The 18,178-nt window shown below is 73.8% G+C and carries 16 protein-coding genes; 12 read left to right on the forward strand and 4 right to left on the reverse strand.

Annotation, left to right across the window (positions count from 1 at the left end; all coding sequences use genetic code 11):
• Window positions 1-60: 60 nt before the first annotated feature.
• Window positions 61-576, reverse strand: coding sequence for an HAD domain-containing protein (locus AB0953_RS18840; protein WP_366860607.1), 516 nt, complete (start codon window positions 574-576; stop codon window positions 61-63).
• Window positions 577-658: 82 nt separating this feature from the next.
• On the opposite strand from AB0953_RS18840, the gene AB0953_RS18845 reads away from it, so the two are divergent.
• From AB0953_RS18845 to AB0953_RS18855, 3 genes are all read left to right on the forward strand, one after another.
• Window positions 659-1,210: a helix-turn-helix domain-containing protein gene (locus tag AB0953_RS18845; RefSeq protein WP_366860608.1), complete on the forward strand. Its 552-nt coding sequence runs from the start codon at window positions 659-661 to the stop codon at window positions 1,208-1,210.
• On the forward strand, window positions 1,207-2,766 hold the full coding sequence (locus AB0953_RS18850) for an MFS transporter (RefSeq protein WP_366860609.1): 1,560 nt from the start codon (window positions 1,207-1,209) through the stop codon (window positions 2,764-2,766). Before AB0953_RS18845 ends, AB0953_RS18850 begins: the two co-directional genes overlap by 4 nt.
• A gap of 69 nt (window positions 2,767-2,835) precedes the next feature.
• Window positions 2,836-4,335 carry a membrane-associated oxidoreductase gene (locus AB0953_RS18855; RefSeq protein WP_366860610.1) on the forward strand — a complete coding sequence of 500 codons (1,500 nt, stop codon included), beginning with the start codon at window positions 2,836-2,838 and terminating at the stop codon, window positions 4,333-4,335.
• Window positions 4,336-4,351: 16 nt separating this feature from the next.
• Here AB0953_RS18855 and AB0953_RS18860 read toward each other — a convergent pair whose 3' ends face one another.
• Window positions 4,352-4,981, reverse strand: coding sequence for a lysophospholipid acyltransferase family protein (locus tag AB0953_RS18860; protein ID WP_366860611.1), 630 nt, complete (start codon window positions 4,979-4,981; stop codon window positions 4,352-4,354).
• 256 nt (window positions 4,982-5,237) lie between these two features.
• Between AB0953_RS18860 and AB0953_RS18865 the strand changes: the two genes are divergently transcribed.
• The 3 genes from AB0953_RS18865 to AB0953_RS18875 all read left to right on the forward strand — a co-directional run bounded on the left by AB0953_RS18865 (window position 5,238) and on the right by AB0953_RS18875 (window position 7,596).
• A complete protein-coding gene (locus AB0953_RS18865; protein WP_366860612.1) occupies window positions 5,238-6,434 on the forward strand; it encodes a glycerophosphodiester phosphodiesterase in 1,197 nt (398 codons plus the stop codon).
• 105 nt (window positions 6,435-6,539) lie between these two features.
• Window positions 6,540-7,055, forward strand: coding sequence for a sigma-70 family RNA polymerase sigma factor (locus AB0953_RS18870; RefSeq protein ID WP_366860613.1), 516 nt, complete (start codon window positions 6,540-6,542; stop codon window positions 7,053-7,055).
• Window positions 7,056-7,092: 37 nt separating this feature from the next.
• The gene (locus AB0953_RS18875) at window positions 7,093-7,596 is read left to right on the forward strand and encodes a GNAT family N-acetyltransferase (protein ID WP_366860633.1); all 504 of its coding nucleotides are present in this window, start codon (window positions 7,093-7,095) and stop codon (window positions 7,594-7,596) included.
• Window positions 7,597-7,621: 25 nt separating this feature from the next.
• Here the strand turns inward: AB0953_RS18875 and AB0953_RS18880 are convergent, their stop codons facing one another.
• Both AB0953_RS18880 and AB0953_RS18885 read right to left on the reverse strand, forming a co-directional pair.
• Window positions 7,622-8,071 (reverse strand): hypothetical protein, encoded by a 450-nt coding sequence (locus AB0953_RS18880; RefSeq protein WP_366860614.1) that lies wholly within the window; start codon window positions 8,069-8,071, stop codon window positions 7,622-7,624.
• On the reverse strand, window positions 8,064-8,432 hold the full coding sequence (locus AB0953_RS18885) for a hypothetical protein (protein ID WP_366860615.1): 369 nt from the start codon (window positions 8,430-8,432) through the stop codon (window positions 8,064-8,066). Before AB0953_RS18885 ends, AB0953_RS18880 begins: the two co-directional genes overlap by 8 nt.
• A 614-nt stretch (window positions 8,433-9,046) precedes the next feature.
• Between AB0953_RS18885 and AB0953_RS18890 the strand changes: the two genes are divergently transcribed.
• The 6 genes from AB0953_RS18890 to cobT all read left to right on the forward strand — a co-directional run bounded on the left by AB0953_RS18890 (window position 9,047) and on the right by cobT (window position 17,956).
• The gene (locus AB0953_RS18890) at window positions 9,047-10,156 is read left to right on the forward strand and encodes an ATP-binding cassette domain-containing protein (RefSeq protein WP_366860616.1); all 1,110 of its coding nucleotides are present in this window, start codon (window positions 9,047-9,049) and stop codon (window positions 10,154-10,156) included.
• Complete coding sequence (locus tag AB0953_RS18895) at window positions 10,153-10,821, forward strand: methionine ABC transporter permease (protein ID WP_366860617.1); 669 nt, start codon at window positions 10,153-10,155, stop codon at window positions 10,819-10,821. The genes AB0953_RS18890 and AB0953_RS18895 overlap by 4 nt, the downstream gene beginning before the upstream one ends.
• Before the next feature lie 148 nt (window positions 10,822-10,969).
• A complete protein-coding gene (locus tag AB0953_RS18900) occupies window positions 10,970-11,833 on the forward strand; it encodes a MetQ/NlpA family ABC transporter substrate-binding protein (RefSeq protein ID WP_366860618.1) in 864 nt (287 codons plus the stop codon).
• Between the two features lie 231 nt (window positions 11,834-12,064).
• Entirely contained in the window at window positions 12,065-12,748 is a 684-nt protein-coding gene (locus tag AB0953_RS18905) for a GNAT family N-acetyltransferase (RefSeq protein ID WP_366860619.1), read from the forward strand.
• 164 nt (window positions 12,749-12,912) lie between these two features.
• The gene (cbiE, locus tag AB0953_RS18910; protein ID WP_366860620.1) at window positions 12,913-14,190 is read left to right on the forward strand and encodes a precorrin-6y C5,15-methyltransferase (decarboxylating) subunit CbiE; all 1,278 of its coding nucleotides are present in this window, start codon (window positions 12,913-12,915) and stop codon (window positions 14,188-14,190) included.
• Between the two features lie 259 nt (window positions 14,191-14,449).
• A complete protein-coding gene (cobT, locus tag AB0953_RS18915; protein ID WP_366860621.1) occupies window positions 14,450-17,956 on the forward strand; it encodes a nicotinate-nucleotide--dimethylbenzimidazole phosphoribosyltransferase in 3,507 nt (1,168 codons plus the stop codon).
• Window positions 17,957-18,178 lie beyond the last annotated feature (222 nt).

Raw genomic sequence — 18,178 nt, forward strand, 5'->3', positions numbered from 1 at the left:
GCATGCGCATGCTATGGCGGCCACGCGAGCATGATCAAAACCGCCGCCCCGCACGGCGTTTCACGCCGCCCAGTCCGCCAGTGCGTCGAAGTCGCCTCGACTGAGCCCCACTTGCTCGTCGATGCGCAGCAACAGCGACCGCACCGGGTGGCGTTGGTCGACGTACTCGCGGTCCAGCGCCGTGATGTCGTCGTCGATCCATGCGAACTCCCGCTCGCCCGCGTACTCCAGGACGTACTGCGTCTTCCAGAAGGTTCCGCGCGGGGCGCGCCCGTGCATCTGCGGCCAGTCGATGTACGGCAGCCGCGGCAGGCCCAGCTGCGGGCCGATCCAGTCGTTGGCCTCGTCCTTCCAGGTCGTCGCCCACACCAGGTCGTACGCGTCCGCCAGCGCGAGCAGCTGCGCACCGTGGGCGGGGTTCAGCCACACGCGCAGCGGCTTGCGGCTCTCGGCCTCGGTCCAGCCGGTGGGGCGCATGCGGTGGGTGGTGTAGCCCTCGGGGCGGCGCTGGGGCTGGGCGGCGTAGGGGTTCAGCGGGCCGTCCACGTCGATCAGGAGCAGCGGCTTTGGCGTCATGTACACAGCATTCCTCTCGGGGCGCCGACGGGCACCCGAAATAAATGAGACGCCAACGTCTCATTTGGTGTATTGTTGTCTCATGGCCATGGATCGTGACCAGGTGCTCCGCGACGCCGCGGCCCTGCTCTCCCGCAAGTCGACCGCCACGATGGACGAGGTCGCCCGCGCCGCCGGCATCGGGCGCGCCACCCTCCACCGGCACTTCGCCGGGCGCGACGCCCTCGTGCGGGCCCTGGAGGAACTCGGCATCCGCGAGTTCGAAGGGGCTTTCGACCGCGCCCGCCTCGACGAGGGCACCGCGGTCGACGCCCTGCGCCGGCTCGTCGCGGAGAGCGAGGCCAACGCCCAGCTGCTGGCCTTCCTCGTCACCGAGAACCAGCTCTTCGAGGGCGACCAGGTCAACGAGGGCTGGGCCCGGCTCGACGCCCGCGTCGGCGCGCTCTTCCGGCGCGGCCAGGCCGAGGGCGACATCCGCATCGACCTGAGCCCGGCATGGCTCACCGAGGCCCTCTACGGCCTCATCGGCACCTGCGCCTGGGCCGTCATGGACGGCCGGGTCGCCGCCAAGGACTTCCAATACATGATCATCGAGCTGTTGCTCGGTGGCGCCAGACGGAGTGATAGGACATGACCAGGACCGAGCAGCTGAAGCCCCGTACGGGGGCGGAGGTCACCGGTGGCGGCGGCAGCCGCGGGCGCTGGCTCGCGCTCGCCGTGCTGGTGCTCGCCGTCCTCCTCGTCGCCGTCGACGCCACCGTCCTCGGCCTCGCCACCCCCTCCCTCTCCGAGGACCTCAAGCCGTCCGGCACGCAGCTGCTGTGGATCGGCGACATCTACTCCTTCGTCATCGCCGGCCTGCTCGTCTCCATGGGCTCCCTCGGCGACCGCATGGGCCGCAAGAAGCTGCTCCTGACGGGCGCGACCGCCTTCGGCGCGGTCTCCGTCCTCACGGCCTGCGCCACCAGCCCCGAGATGATGATCGTGGCCCGGGCCCTCCTCGGCGTGGCCGGGGCGACCCTGATGCCGTCGACCCTGGCGCTGATCCGGAACATCTTCTCCGACCCCCGCGAGCGCAGCCTCGCCATCGGGATCTGGGGCGCCACCGCCTCCGCCGGCGCGGCCGTCGGCCCCGTCGTCGGCGGTGCGCTGCTCCAGCACTTCTACTGGGGCTCGGTCTTCCTGATCAACCTCCCCGTGATGGTCGTCCTGGTCGTCGTCGGCATCAAGCTGCTGCCCGAGTCGAGGAACCCGGTCGCCGGGCCCTGGGACCTGCTCAGCGTCGGCCTCTCCCTCGTCGGCGTCATCGGCGTCGTCTACGCCGTCAAGGAAGCCGCCACCCACGGCCTGACCTGGCAGGTGGCGCTCGCCGCCGCCGTCGGCGCGGCCGCCCTCGTCGCCTTCGTGCGCCGCCAGTTCACGCTCTGCGCGCCGCTGCTCGACATGCGGCTGTTCAAGGACCGCGGGTTCTCCGGCGCCGTCGTCGCCGACCTGCTGACCGTCTTCGGGCTGTCCGGGCTGCTGTTCTTCCTCTCGCAGTTCCTCCAGCTCGTCCAGGGCCGGGAGCCGCTGGAGGCCGGACTCGCCGAACTGCCGGCCGCCATCGGTGCGGTGGTCACCGGCCTGGCGGCCGGCCACGCGGCCCGCCGGTTCTCCGTCCGCACCGTCGTGGCCGGGGGCCTCGGCGCCATCGGCCTGGCGCTCGGCGCGCTCACCCTGGTCCACCAGGACAGCGGCTACCCGCTGCTGGGTACGTCCCTGCTGGTCGTGGGCCTCGGCGCGGGGTTCTCCTTCACCGTCACCGCCGACGTGATCCTCTCCAGCGTGCCCAAGGAGCAGGCCGGCGCCGCCTCGGCCGTCTCCGAGACGGCGTACGAGCTGGGCGCCGCCCTCGGCATCGCCCTCCTCGGCTCCATCGTCACCGGCGTCTACCAGGGCTTCACCGCCCCCGCCGAGGTCCCCGCGCCGGTCGCCGAGGCCGCCCACGACTCCCTCGGCGGCGCCGTCGAGGCGGCCGGCACCCTGGACCCGCAGACCGCACACACCATGGTCGCCGCCGCCCAGGACGCCTTCGTGGACGGACTGCGCCTCGCCTCCGGCGTCAGCGCGCTCGTCCTGCTGGCCACCGCCGTCGCCGCCTGGTTCCTCCTCACCGGGCAGAAGCTCCAGGAAAGCCCCGCGCAGCACTGAAGGCTCCCCATGACAGGGCGCACGGAACGGAGTTGACAGCCCGTCGGGGAGCGGGACACCATCCCGGCGATGGAGATCACCGAGCTGACCCCCGCCGAACGCCGCGTGTGGGAGGCCTTCCCGCGCGGCGAGGGCGTCGACTTCCGCGAGGGCCCCGACGAGGACGCCTCCGCCGGGGACGCCTGGGGTCCCGAACGGACCGTACGCGCCGACGTGCTCGCCGCCCTCCTGCTGAGCGGCCCCACCGAGACCGGGCAGGTCGCCGAACTCAACGTCCGGGGCGCCCGGATCACCGGGAAGCTGAACCTCAAGTACGCCGTCGTGGACCACCCGATACGGCTGCGCGGCTGCCGGTTCGAGCGCAAGCCCCAGCTGTTCGGGGCCCGGCTGCGCGCCCTGGTCCTGAACGACTCGGCGCTGCCCGGACTCACCGCGTCCACCGTCACCGTCGACATCGACCTGCGCCTGTCCTGCTGCCGCATCACCGGGCCCGTCCGGCTCGCGGGAGCCCGGATATCCGGCGGGCTCTTCCTGCGCCGGGCGGTCATCGGCACCCCGGGCACCGGTGAGGCGCCCCCGGGGGAGAACCCCGAGGCGGCCGAGGAGCCGCCGCTCCAGATCAACCACGCCGACATCGGAACCGACATCATCGCCATGGAACTCACCGTCCACGGCCAGATCCGCATGAACGGCACCACGGTCGGCGGCCAGATCAACCTCGACCGGGCCCGCCTGGACGCCCCCGGCGGGATCGCCCTGCACGCCGAGACCCTGTCCGTCGGCACCGACCTGCGCTGCAACCGGCTGGAAGCCGACGGGATGTTCAACCTCACCGGCGCCCGGATCCCCGGCCAGCTGATCCTCAGCCGCGCCCGGCTCGCCAACCCCGGCGGGGTGGCCCTGAGGGCCAGCAGCTGCGCGGTCGGCGAGTTCTGGCTCCGCCTGTGCCCGCCCATCGACGGCATCGTCAACCTGCGCCGCAGCCAGCTGGACATGGTGTACGCCGAACCCGGAGTCTGGCCGCCGGTGGTCCGCACCGAGGGGCTCACGTACCGCGTGCTGCACCCCCACCTGCCGGCCGAGGAGCGGCTGCCGCTGCTGGAACGCGAGGAGACCGGCTACCTCCCGTACGCCTACGAGCAGCTCGCCGCGGCCTACCGCACGGTCGGCGACGAGGCGGGCGCCCGGACGGTGCAGTTGGCCAAGCTCCGCCGGCACCGGCGCACCCTGCCCCGGCACACCCGGCTGTGGGGGCTGCTCCAGGACGGCACCGTCGGCTACGGCTTCCGGCCGCTGCGCGCGGCGGGCTGGCTCCTGCTGCTGGTGCTGACGGGCTGGGTCGCGTACGGGCTGCACCACCCCCGCCCGCTGAAGCCGGGGGAGGCCCCCGACTTCAACCCGCTCTTCTACACCATCGACCTGCTGCTGCCGATCATCGGCTTCGGGCAGGAGGAGGCCTTCGCGCCGGCCGGCTGGTACCAGTGGCTGTCGTACCTGCTGATCGTGACCGGCTGGATCCTCGCCACGACCACCGCGGCGGGCGTCAGCCGGTCACTCCGGCGCCAGTAGGGGAGTACCGGGCGGGTCAGGCGGCCTTGGCCTTGGTGGCGTACATGTCCACGTACTCCTGCCCCGACAGCCGCATGACCTCGGCCATCACCGAGTCGGTGACCGCGCGCAGCACGTACCGGTCGCGGTCCATGCCGTCGTAGCGGGAGAACTCCATCGCCTCGCCGAAGCGGATGGTGACCCGGCCCGGGCGGGGCATGCCCTTGCCGCCGGGCTGCAGCTTGTCGGTGCCGATCACCGCGAACGGGACGACGGGGGCACCGGTCATCAGGGTCAGGCGGGCGATGCCGGTGCGGCCTCGGTAGAGGCGGCCGTCGGGGGAGCGGGTTCCCTCCGGGTAGATCCCGAAGATCTTGCCCTCCTCCAGGATCCGGCGGCCGGTCATCAGGGCCGCGACGCCGCCGTTGGCGCCGTCACGGTCGACCGGGATCATGCCGGAGCCGGTGAAGAACCAGGCCATGGCGCGGCCCTTGATGCCCTTGCCCGTCACGTACTCGTCCTTGCCGATGAAGTGGACCGTGCGGTCGCACACCAGCGGAAGGATCATCGAGTCGATGAAGGTGAGGTGGTTGCCCGCCAGGATCACCGGACCGGATCCCGGGATGTTCTCGATGCCCTCCACCCGGGTACGGAACATCATGCGCATGACCGGTCCGACAGTGGCCTTGATGAGCGCGGTACGGAACAACGTGAGCCCTCCGGCATCCAAAAGCGGCAGCGCACGACGCGGCGGTCGTGCAGGTGAGGACGATACTCGCGGGTCAGCTCTGATCGCACATCGGGTTCACCACATGGAAACGCAGTGTTGACGCGCGTTTGCGCCATGTTTGACCCGTTCCCCCCTGTCCGCCACCCCTCCCTGCCTACGATCGGCTCTCCTCTCACACCAAGGAGTGGCACAGATGACGCAGGGTGGGGCAGCACGGCGTACGGTCCTGGGGGCCGCCGTCCTGGCGGCGGGCGCCGGCGCGGCGGGACTCTCCGCGGGACCCGCGGCCGCCGCGGAGCCGGTGGGGGCCGGACGGGCGGGGCAGCCGTCGGAGTCGGAGCGGGCGCGGCACGGCGGGGGCTACAAGGACCTCCCGGTGCCGCTGGTCATCGGCCACCGGGGCGCCTGCGGGTACCGGCCCGAGCACACCCTGGGCTCGTACGCCCTCGCCCTCGACCTCGGTGCCGACGTCGTCGAGCAGGACCTCGTCCCGACGCGGGACGGCCACCTGGTGTGCCGTCACGAGAACGAGATCGGCGGCACCACCGACGTCGCCGACCGCCGCGAGTTCGCCTCCCGGCGTACGACCAAGACCGTCGACGGGGCCGCGGTCACCGGCTGGTTCACCGAGGACTTCACCCTCGCCGAGCTGAAGACCCTGCGGGCGAAGGAACGCATCCCCGCCGTGCGCCAGCGCGGCACCCTGTACGACGGCCGCTGGGACGTGCCCACCTTCGAGGAGGTGCTGCGGTGGGCCGAGCAGGAGGGCAAGCGCCGCGGCAGGCGCATCTGGCTGCACGTGGAGACCAAGCACCCCACCTACTTCCGGGGCCTCGGGCTCGGCCTGGAGGAACCCCTCGCCCGGCTGCTGCGCCGCTACGGGCGCGACGGGCGCACCGCCGCCGTGTTCCTGCAGTCCTTCGAGCCCTCCAGCATCCAGCGCCTGGGCCGGCTGGTCGCGGCGCCGCGCGTGGTCCTGCTCGGGGCCGCGAACACCCGGCCCTGGGACTTCGAGGCTGCGGGGGACCGGCGCACGGTCGCCGACCTGGTCACGCCCGAGGGGCTGAAGTGGATCGCCGGCTTCGCCCAGGGCATCGGCCCGACCATGGACCTGATCCTCCCGCGCGATGCGGCCGGCCGGCTCGGCGCCCCGACCACCCTGGTCAAGGACGCCCACGCACAGGGCCTGGTGCTGCACCCCTACACCGCGCGCAACGAGAACAGTTTCCTGCCGGCCGAGTACCGCAGGGGCACCGACCCGGCGGCGTACGGCGATGCCTTCGGCGCCTTCCGCACGTACTTCGAGCAGGGCATCGACGGCATCTTCACGGACAACCCGGACACCGGCCTGCTCGCGGCCGAGGACTTCCGCCCGGGGCGCGGCCGGTAGCCCCGGCAGGGCAACGGCGGGGCGGCCGTAAAGCGGAAGATCCCGTTCGGGTGGGCTGCGTCGGGCGGGGAAACCGCCGGGCGCAGCCCGTGCGTCCCGCCCGGCATGGACCTGCTGAAGGACTCCGAACTCCTGGACCGACTGCGCCCGCTGCTCTCCGCCGAGGCCGCCGCGGAGGCCCCGGGCGCCGGCGTGGAAGCGGCCGACCTGGAACAAGCCGTCTGGGTCAGGCTGCTGGAGCGCCGCCCCGCCCCCGCCGAGCCGGCCCGCTGGCTGCGCCGGGCCGTGCGCGCCGAGGCCCGGGTCGCCCGGCGCCGCGCCCGCAGGGAGATCCCCTACGGCTGCCGGCCCGGCAACGCCGGGGCCGCGCCCGAAGAGGCCCTGCTGCACGGGGAGGAGAACCGGGCCCTCCGATCGGCGGTCGCCCGATTGCCCGGGCGCTGTCCGGAGCTCATGCGGGCACTTCTGTCGCCCCGCGACCTGACGTACCGTGAAATCGCAGGGGAGTTGGGTATCTCACAAGGAAGTTTGGGACCCGTCCGTTCCCGTTGCCTGGGATGTCTGCGCAGAATGCTCGCGTCGGAGGTTGCGGCTCCCCGCCCGCGGGGAAGGGAGCGGTAGACCAATGGGCTACCAGGTGAGCGGGAGGCATGCGCACATGGGCATGAGCGTGACCATTTCGGCGGCGGTCGCCGAGGACACCGAACAGATCCTCAAACTCCAGTACCTGGCGTTCCAGCGCGAGGCCGAGCTGTACGGCAACTACCGCATCGAGCCGCTCACCCAGACCCTCGACTCCCTCCGGGCCGAGCTGGACTCCGACACCGTGCTCGTGGCCCGCCTCGGCGAGGAGGTGGTCGGCACGGTGCGCGGCCGCATCGACGAGGAGGGCGTCGGGAGCATCGCCAAACTCTGCGTCCACCCGCGCCTCCAGGGCCACGGCCTGGGCGCCCGGCTGCTGAGCGCCGCGGAGCAGGCCCTGAAGGGCCACGGCGAGCCCACCCGCTTCCGCCTGCACACCGGCCACAGGAGCGAGTCGAACCTGCGCCTGTACCGCAAGGCCGGCTACGTCCAGGTCGGCGGCCGCACGGCCGACGACGGCGTGAAGCTGGTGATCCTGGAGAAGGAGGCCGGCGCCGCCGACTTCGCGGTGAGCGCCTGACCCGTGGCCGGCGGCTGACGCCCGGTCAGTGCCGGTCGCGGCGCAGCCAGAGCATCCCGGTGACCGGCAGGATCACCGGGATGAACAGGTAGCCCATCCCGAACTGGGACCACACGGTGCTGTCGGGGAAGGACTCGGGGCGCACCAGCGTCCAGGTGCCCACGATCAGCACGCCGGCCAGCTCGGCGGCGCAGCACACCCGCGCCGCCCGGCGGGCCGTCTCTCCGCCGCGCACCAGCGAGTACGTGATGAAGCAGTACACCAGTGCGGCCAGGCCGGTCAGGGTGTAGGGCAGCGGGGCCCGGTCGAACTCGGTGGAGATCTGGTAGACCGAGCGCGACACCGCGCCGACCGTGATCACCCCGTACACCCACACCAGCAGCAGGCCGGGCCCGGAGACCAGCCGCTTGCGCGGCGCCGTGGCGGCGGAGCCGCCGGGAGCGGCCGACTCGGCGGCCTTGTCGGTGTCAGGCACCGGGAGTCCCCCAGATGTCGTAGAGCCGTACTTCGAGGACGGCGAGGACGACCGCGCCGGCGGCCACCGTCACCGAACCCCACTTGGTCCGCTCCGTCAGCGAGAGCAACCCGGCGGCCGGGACCGCGGCGAACGCGCCGACCAGGTAGGCCACGAAGATCACCGAGCCCTCGTCGGGCCGCTTGCCCTGGGCCAGGTGGACCAGGCCGATCGCGAGCTGGGCCAGGACCAGCAGGGTCACGACACCCATGCCGATGAAGTGCCAGTCCTTGGTGGGCTGGTTGCGCAGCGAGGCGAAACCGCACCAGGCGGCGAGGGCGAGTGCGGCCACACCGATGGCCACCGTCAGGGCGTCGAGCATGCAAGGGAGCGTAGTACGGGGCCGCCGGCCCGGTGCGCCCGGCCCTGGCCCGCCAGGGCGCCGGCGCGGTCGGCGCCCGCGGCGCCGCGGGGAGTGGTCTTGACCACAGCGCGGGCCCGCCGGGGCCGCGACGCCCCCCGGGCGCGCGCCCCCTCGTATGCGCCCTGCCGACCGCGTCCGTGCAGCTCAGCCCCTGTCCGGGCCTCGGGACGGGCGGCCGGTACTGTCCGGTGTCGTCCGGAATGCGATCAGGTTCTGTCCGCTATCCGGACAGTTTTGATCGGTGAAGGGATGTGTCTGCTTTACTGGGGCCCATGACCACGACGAGCAGCCGCACCCTTGCGACCGAGGCGACGATGACGCCCGGTGCTCGTTGTATGTGTCGAATGTGCGCCTTCTGAGGGCCCCTCTCCCCCCCCGTCCCGCGCCCCGAAGCGAGACCGGCCGAGCCCGTCCGCCCCGTAGCCGACCACCGGTACGGACCGGACCGCTCCTGCCCCGCGCATGCGTGAAAACCGCCGACAACGTCCGGTTCGACCCGTATCGCGCCCCCAGATCTTTGCCCCGTGCCCGGCGCACCGCAACGCCGCGCACTCGACAGCGACGGAATTCCTGTGATCACCACATCGGGCCTCACGAAGGTCTACCAGTCCCGTGGCCGCGACGTCACAGCCCTGGACGGCGTCGACCTCCACGTCCGCGAGGGCGAGGTCTTCGGCGTCATCGGCCAGAGCGGCGCCGGCAAGTCCTCCCTCATCCGCTGCGTGAACCTGCTGGAACGCCCCACCTCCGGCACCGTGACCGTCGACGGCGTCGACCTCACCGCCCTCGCCGGCCGCGGCCGGCGCGCCGGCAAGGAGCTGCGCGAGGCCCGCAGCCGCATCGGCATGGTCTTCCAGCACTTCAACCTGCTGTCCTCGCGCACCGTCCAGGCCAACATCGAGCTCCCCCTGGAGATCCTCGGCGTCCCCGGCCGCGAGCGCTCCCGCAAGGCCCTCGAACTCCTCGACCTCGTCGGCCTCTCCGACAAGGCCAAGGCCTACCCCGGCCAGCTCTCCGGCGGCCAGAAGCAGCGCGTCGGCATCGCCCGCGCCCTGGCCGGCGACCCCAAGGTGCTGCTCTCCGACGAGGCCACCAGCGCCCTCGACCCCGAGACCACCCGCTCGATCCTGCAGCTGCTGCGCGACCTCAACCGCCAGCTCGGCCTGACCGTCCTGCTCATCACGCACGAGATGGACGTCGTCAAGACGATCTGCGACTCCGCCGCCCTCATGAAGAAGGGCCGGATCGTGGAGTCGGGCACCGTCTCCGCACTGCTCGCCACCCCCGGATCCGAACTGGCACAGGAGCTCTTCCCCGTGAGCGGAACCGCCACCGGCCCCGACCGCACCGTCGTCGACGTCACCTTCCAGGGTGAGGCCGCCACCCAGCCGGTCATCTCCCAGCTGTCGCGGACGTACAACATCGACATCTCGATCCTCGGCGCCGCGATGGACACCGTCGCCGGCCGCCAGATCGGCCGCATGCGCATCGAACTGCCCGGACGGTACGAGGACAACGTCGTCCCCGTCGGCTTCCTGCGCGAGCAGGGCCTCCAGGTCGACGTGGTCGCCGACGAAGCCGACGCCCCCGCCGGCGTGGTCGCCGCCGCGGTCGCAGCCGCAGCCGCAGCCGCCTCCGCCGACGCCGAACTCGCCCAGCTCGTCAAGGACGGTGCCCAGTGACCTGGTCGGAGATGCAGCCCCTGCTCGGCCAGGGCACGTACGACACCCTCTACATGGTGCTGTGGTCCACGCTGGTCACCGTCCTCGGCGGCCTGCCCGTGGGCATCCTCCTCGTCCTCACCGACAAGGGCGGCCTCCTGCAGAACCGGCCGCTCAACAAGGTCCTCGGCGTGATCGTGAACATCGGCCGCTCGCTGCCGTTCATCATCCTGCTGATCGCCCTGATCCCGGTCACCACCGCGGTCGTCGGCACCTTCATCGGCCCCACCGCCATGATCGTCCCGCTCGCCATCGGCGCCATCCCCTTCTTCGCCCGCCTCGTCGAGACGGCCGTCCGCGAGGTGGACCACGGGTTGGTCGAGGCCGTCGAGTCCATGGGCGGCGGCATCCCGACCATCGTCGGCAAGGTGCTCCTGCCCCAGGCCCTGCCCTCGCTGGTCGCCGGCATCACCACCACCCTCATCACCCTCGTCGGCTACTCCGCCATGGCAGGCGCCGTCGGCGGCGAAGGCCTCGGCTCCAAGGCCGTCACCTACGGCTTCCAGCGCTTCGAGACCGGATTCATGCTCGCCACCGTCGTGATCCTGATCGCCATCGTCACGGTGATCCAGCTCATCGGCGACGGCGTCGTCCGCCTCCTCGCCCGGCGCGGCCGCACGGCCTGACCGGCCGGCCACCCGCCCCCGCAAGACCACCGCCCGGCCCTCCCCAGGGCCAACCACCCCCCAGAGCCCGCACTCGTCGTGCTTGGGCCTCCACCCGCAAGTACCGCGCACCCCTCGCGCACTTGCACCGCCAGGAAAGGCACTCTTCGTGCGCAAGAACATCAAGCTCACCGCTTTCGCCGCCGCCTCCGCCGCGCTCGCCCTCGGCCTCACGGCCTGCGGCAGCTCCTCGGACCCGTCCTCCGGCCAGGCCGGCGGCGCCCAGGCCGACGAGAACAAGCCCCTCGTCGTCGCGGCCTCCCCGAGCCCGCACGCCGACATCCTGAACTTCGTCAAGGACAAGCTCGCGGCCAAGGAAGGCCTCAAGCTGGAGATCAAGGAGTTCACCGACTACGTCCTGCCCAACACCGCCACCGAGCAGGGCCAGGTCGGCGCCAACTTCTTCCAGCACAAGCCGTACCTCGACGACTTCAACAAGAAGAACGGCACCCACATCGTGCCCGTCGTGAACGTGCACCTGGAGCCCCTCGGCCTCTACTCCAAGAAGGTCAAGGCCCTCGCCGACATCAAGGCCGGCCAGACCATCGCCGTCCCCAACGACACCACCAACGAGGGCCGCGCCCTCCAGCTCCTCGCCGCGAACAACCTGATCACCCTCAAGGAAGGCGTCGGCACCAGCGCCAAGCTGTCCGACATCGCCGACAAGAAGGGCCTGGAGTTCAAGGAGCTGGAGGCCGCCACCGTCCCGCGCGCCCTGAACGACGTCGACGCCGCCGTCATCAACGGCAACTACGCCCTCGAGGCCAAGCTCAACCCGGCCAAGGAAGCCCTCGCCCTGGAGAAGGCGGACAACAACCCCTACGCCAACTTCCTCGCGGTGAAGGCCGGCAACGAGAAGGACCCGCGCGTCGAGAAGCTCGCCAAGCTCCTCAACTCCGACGAGGTCAAGAAGTTCATCGAGGAGAAGTACCAGGGCTCGGTCATCGCGGCCTTCGGCGCCCCGAAGTCCTGACCCCCGCGCACCCGGCGCCACACCGGCACCCGGCCCCGCACGCCCTCAGGGGCGGGCGGGGCCTCGGCCTGCCCGCCCGGCGGGGCCGCGCCGTGCCCGCTTCCGGGCAGGGGCGGGCCTGCACATCAGCCGGATGATGCTGCATGCTGTGGCTGGACGGCCCCGCACGACGGCGCCCCCGCCCACCGGTCCGCACCACGGTCGCCCCACCTCTCAGGCATGGAGCTGCGCATGACTACCACCTTCCCGGACGTCACCATCAGCACGGACCGGCTGGTGCTGCGCCCCTTCGACGTGGAGGACGTCACCGCGCTCGCCGAGATGATGAACGACGAGCACGTCACCGCCTGGACCTCCGTGCCGCACCCCTACACCCACGCCGACGCCCACGGCTGGGCCACCCGCCACTCCCACGCCGAACGCACCGAGGGCCGCGGCATCGTCTTCGCGGTCGCCGAGTTCCTCACCCAGCGCCTCGTCGGCACCGTGCACCTGAAGAACACCAACTGGCGCACCCGCAGCACCGAAGTCGGCTACGTCACCGCCCCCTGGGCCCGCGGCGAGGGCTACGCCAGCGAGTCCGTCCTCGCCGTCGCCCAATGGCTCTTCCGCGACCAGGGCTTCGAACGCCTCGAACTGCGCACCGCCGCCGACAACACCGCCTCCCAGCAGGTCGCCCAAAAGATCGGCTGCATCAGCGAGGGCGTCCTGCGCAACGCGTGGATAGTGCGCACCCAGAACGCCGACGGCACCTGGAGCGACACCCGCACCGACCTCATCGTGTGGAGCCTCCTGCCCGAGGACCTGGACGATCTGGACGAAATCGGCGAATACGCCCTGCGTGACGGGTACGGGTACGCCGTCGCGCAGCAGGCCGAGGCAGGCGGCCGCCCCGTCGGCGCCGACTGGAGCTGAACCGGCGACCGGGTAGTCTCACCGTGCCCGGGCCGCGACCCCGGGCCCGCCGGCTCCCGGCCCCCGGCCGCAGCCCGGGGCCCCACCCCCCGCGCCCCACCCCCCACGCAACCGCAACCCCACCCGCAACCTCCCACCGCCCCCACCCCAGGAGACTGACGACGATGGCCGACCGGGTCACGGTGATCGGCTGGGACGGCTCCCCCCTGACCGCGGCCGCCCGGTCCGCGCTCTCGGCCGCCACCCTCGTCGCCGGAGCCGCCCACCACCTCGCGCTCCCCGAGGTCCCGCCCGCCGCCGAACGCATCCGGCTCGGCAGCCTCGGCCTCGCCGCCCGCCGCATCGCCGGCCACCGCGGCACCGCCGTCGTCTTCGCCGACGGCGACCCCGGCTTCTTCGGCGCCGTACGCACCCTGCGCGCCCCCGAGCACGGCCTCGAAGTCGAAGTCGTCCCCGCCGTCTCCGCCGTCGCCGCCGCCTTCGCCCGCGCCGGCATGCCCTGGGACGACGCCCAGGTCGTCGTCGCCCACCCCCGCACCCTGCGCCGCGCCGTCAACGTCTGCCGCGCCCACGGCAAGGTCGCCGTCCTCACCTCGCCCGGCGCCGGACCCGCCGAACTCGCCCTGCTGCTCGGCCCCGTCCACCGCACCTTCGTCATCTGCGAGGAACTCGGCACCGCCCGGGAGCAGGTCACCGTGGTCACCTCCGACCGCGCCGCCGACCACAGCTGGCGCGACCCCAACGTCGTCATCGTCATCGGGGGAACCGCAGCCCACCCCGCACCCGCCGCACCCGCAGCCGCCGGCGCACACGGCGCGCACGGCGCTCCGGCCGGGCACGGCGGACAACCGCGCGCCGCCGACCCCGCCTGGCTGCTCGGCCACCACCCCGCCCGCACCGCCGAACGCGGCTGGGCCCGCCCGCAGCCCGGCGCCGGCGAAGGCGAGTCCGCCCCGCTGCGCGCCGCCCAGCTCGCCCGCCTCGGCCCGCGCACCGGCGACCTGGTCTGGGACATCGGCAGCGGCACCGGAGCCTTCGCCGTGGAGGCCGCCGCCTTCGGCGCCGCCGTCATCGCCGTCGACGCCGACCCGGAGGCCTGCGCACGCGCCACGGCCGCCGCCCGCCACCGCGGCGTACAGCTCCAGGTCGTCACCGGGCGCGCCCCGCACGCCCTGGAGGACCTCCCCGAGCCGGACGTGGTCCGCGTCGGGGGAGGGGGCGCCGAGGTCGTCGCCGCCGTCGCCGAACGCCGCCCCGAACGGATCGTCAGCCACGCCTCCACGCGCGACGAGGCCGAGGCGATCGGCCGCGCCCTCGCCGCCGGCGGCTACACCGTCGAATGCGCCCTGCTCCAGTCCGTCGGCCTCGACCCCCGCACCTGGGACGAACAGGACCGTACCGTCGTGTTCCTCCTGGCAGCAGAGCGCCCGGTGAACCGCTAGGCCACGCGCCGGGGTAGGCTGGCCGATCGTCGTACTGCCCTGGTATGCCCCGGGGTGACGGCACAGGAAGACGCGCGACGTGGCGCAGTCCACAGCAGACCGTGGCGGTTTCGGCCGCCATGGTGGCGAACGGGCGCGACAATGCTTACTGGTTGTCGCACAGGACGTACGCGAGACAACGCGTCGCACGGCAACCCCGCTCGTTGGTCATGTGGGCGCCGGGCGATCGAAGAGGCAAGACGATGGGCGAGGGGTACGCATGACTGACGCCGGCCAGGTACCGGGCGAGGGACTCCCGGACAACGCGGGCATGGTGGATCAGCAGGGCATTCCCGCTCCCGCCCCGCAGCCGGGCCCCGTCCCCGCTCCCGTCCCGGGGGGCTACGCCTTCCAGGGCCTCGTGGACAACCCGGCCGAGGCGGAGGACGAGGAACTGCTGCTGATGCCGAGCGGCCACGGGCAGGGCTCGTGGAGCGACCCGCAGGTCGTGCCGCCCGCACCCGTCTTCCCCGTCGAGACCTCCTACGGCGACGCCCCGTACGCCGAATACCCCGATGCGCAGGCCGCGTACGCGGAGGCCGCCTACCCCGCACCCGCCGCCGAGGCCCCGTACGCCGCGGGCGCCCACGAGGCCGGCGGCCGCGACTCCGGCGCCCTCGACCTCGGCGGGCTCGTCGTCCCGCCGCCGGCCGGCGCCGTGCCCCCCGCCTCGCCGGTCGGACCCGCGGCCGGCCGCCGGCCGCTGCACATGGGCCCGCCCGTGCCCGACGCCACCGGCGGCGTCGTCCGCTCCCTCGCCGACCGCGGCCCGGCCGCGCCCGCCGCCCCCATGATGGGCGGACCCGTCACGCAGGTCCCGGTGCGCCAGCCCGGGCCGCCCACCACCGGGCCCGAGTACCTGGACGTGCCGCGGCCCGACGCCGCCGCCGTACCCGGCGCGCCGCAGCAGCTCGGCGAGATCCCGCCGCAGGCCGGCGCGCCGTGGGGCGCGGAGCCGGCGCCGGTGGCCCAGCCGGGCATGCAGCAGCAGCCGCAGCCGGGGGCCGGAGTGCCCGCGGAGGCCGGGGCCGGGGCCGGGGCCGGGGCCGGTGTCGCGCCCGAGGCGGCCGCGGCCGAGGCCGTGGCGGTCGCTGCGCCTGCGGGTGAGGCCGTGGCCGCCGCTGCGCCTGCCGGCGAGGCCGCTGCCGAAGCCGTGGCCGCCGCCGAAGCCGTGGCCGCCGCTGTGCCTGCGGCTGCGCCTGCCGGTGAGGCCGCCGCCGTGCCCGCCGCCGCGCCGGTGGCCGAGGCCGCCGCCGCGCCCGCCGCCGAGGAGGTCGCCGTTGCCGCGCCCGCGCCCGCCGCCGAGGCCGCCGGTGTGCCGGCCCAGCCCGTCGCCGCCGCCGCGGCCGAGGGCGTGCCCGCGCAGGCCGCCGGGGCCGAGCCGCAGCCGCAGCCCGTCGCCGCCCCCGAGGGTGCGCCCGCGCCGGAGGGCGTCGCGGTCGCGCCGGAGGCCGCTCCCGTGGCGGAGGGCGTCGCCGCCGCCGAGGCTGCCGCCACCGCTCCCGAGGCCGCTGCGGCTCCCGAAGCCCCCGTCGCCGCCTCCGAGGGCACTGTGGCCCCCGAGGGGCTCGTCGCCCCCCAGGCTCCCGCCGCGCCCGAGGCGCCCCAGCCCGAGCCGCAGGCCGCCGCGGCCGCCGAGCCCGTCGCCCCGGCCCCGGCGGAGGCCGCGGCTCCGGCCGCCGCCCCGGAGGCCGCTCAGGCCCCGGCCGCGCCCGCCGAGCCGGTGGCCGCCGCCGCGGAGCCGGCCGCCGTACCGGCCGAACAGACGTCCGCCGAGCCGGTGGCCCAGCCGCAGCCCGGGCCCGAGGCAGCAGAAACGGTGGCCCAGCCCGCCGAAGCCGTGCCGGAGCCCGCCGCCGCGGCCCCCGCACCGGCCGAGGAGCAGGCCGCCCCCGAGGAAGCCGTCGCCGCCGAGGCCGAGGGCGCCCCCGAGGCGGTCCCGGCCGCCGCGCCCGAGGGCGCCCCCGCCGGCGAAGCCCCGGCGCCCTCTCCCGGGGAGGCCGCGCCCGGCTACGCCGACGCCGAGCGCGAGGCCGTGCTGCGCGTCATGCGCGAGCGCCGCGACATCCGCAACGGCTTCCGCACCGACCCGATCCCGCACGAGGTGCTGCTCCGCGTCCTGGAGGCCGCACACCACGCCCCGAGCGTCGGGCACTCCCAGCCGTGGGACTTCGTTGTCATCCGGTCGGCGGAGACCCGCCGCACGATGCACGAGCTCGCCCAGCGCCAGCGCGAGGCCTACGCGAAGTCGCTGCCCAAGGGCCGGGCGAAGCAGTTCAAGGAACTCAAGATCGAGGCCATCCTCGACACCCCGGTGAACATCGTCGTCACCGCCGACCCCACCCGCGGCGGCCGCCACACCCTCGGCCGGCACACCCAGCCGCAGATGGCCCCGTACTCCTCCGCCCTCGCCGTGGAGAACCTCTGGCTCGCCGCCCGCGCCGAAGGCCTCGGCGTCGGCTGGGTCAGCTTCTTCGACGAGCGCGAGATGGTCCGCGAACTCGGCCTGCCCGAGCACCTCGAGGTCGTCGCGTACCTGTGCGTCGGGTACGTCGACGAGTTCCCGGAGGAGCCGGAGCTGATGCAGGCCGGCTGGTCCCAGCGCCGCCCGCTGGCCTGGGTCGTGCACGAGGAGACGTACGGGCGCCGCGCCCTGCCCGGCGAGGCACCGCACGACCTGCTCTCCGAGACCGTCGCCGGCATCCGTCCGCTCGACGCGAAGGCGCTCGGCGAGGCCTGGGAGCGGCAGAAGCGCATGACGAAGCCCGCCGGCGCGCTCGGCATGCTGGAGATCATCTCCGCGCAGCTCGCCGGCCTCTCCCGGGTCTGCCCGCCGCCGATCCCGGAGCCCGCGGCCGTCGCGATCTTCGCCGGCGACCACGGCGTGCACGCCCAGGGCGTGACCCCGTGGCCGCAGGAGGTCACCACCCAGATGGTGGCCAACTTCCTCGGCGGCGGCGCCGTCTGCAACGCCTTCGCCAACCAGGTCGGCGCCGAGGTCTGCGTCATCGACGTCGGCGTCAAGGGCGACCTGCCCGCCACCCCCGGCCTGCTGCCCCGCAAGGTGCGCCCGGGCACGGACGACCTCTCCGCGGGGCCCGCCATGAGCCGCGAGGACGCGATCGCCGCCATCGAGGTCGGCATCGAAACCGCCCGCGACCTGGTCGCGGCGGGCAACAAGGCCCTCCTGACGGGCGAGATGGGCATCGCGAACACCACCGTGTCCGCGGCTCTGATCTCCGTCTTCACGGGCGCCGACGCGGCGGAGGTCACCGGCCGCGGCACCGGCATCAACGACGAGACCCACGCCCGCAAGGTCGACGTCGTCCGGCGCGCCCTGGAGCTCCACCAGCCCGACCCGGCGGACCCGATCGGCGTCCTGGCAGCCATCGGCGGCCTGGAGCACGCGGCGATCGTCGGCCTCATCCTCGGCGGCGCGTCCCTGCGCACGCCGGTCATCCTGGACGGCGTCAGCGCCGGCGCGGCCGCCCTCGTGGCCCGCGCCATCGCCCCGGAGGCCCTGTCGGCGTGCATCGCGGGCCACCGCAGCGCGGAACCGGGCCACGTGGCCGCCCTGAACAAGCTCGGCCTGCGCCCCCTGGTCGACCTGGACCTCCGCCTCGGCGAAGGCACGGGCGCCCTCCTGGCCCTCCCCCTGGTCCAGAGCGCGGCCCGCGCGATGCACGAGGTCGCCACGTTCGACTCGGCGGGCGTCACGGAGAAGTAGCCACACGCACGAGCCCGACAGCCGGGGCCGGACACCAGGGGGTGTCCGGCCCCGGCGGCGTTGGCGGTGACGGAACCGGACAGCCGCCCGGAGCCGGTCGGGCGGGATCCGCTCACCCCGCATCAGGGAAGGTATGGGGGCTTCCCGTCAGTCTCATCGTCCTTCCGGGGCGGGACGGGCTGTCAAGAGCGCTCCTTCGTCGCGTCGCTACGCGATGGCCTC

The organism is Streptomyces sp. NPDC046866 (assembly GCF_040704625.1).
Lineage (GTDB): Bacteria > Actinomycetota > Actinomycetes > Streptomycetales > Streptomycetaceae > Streptomyces.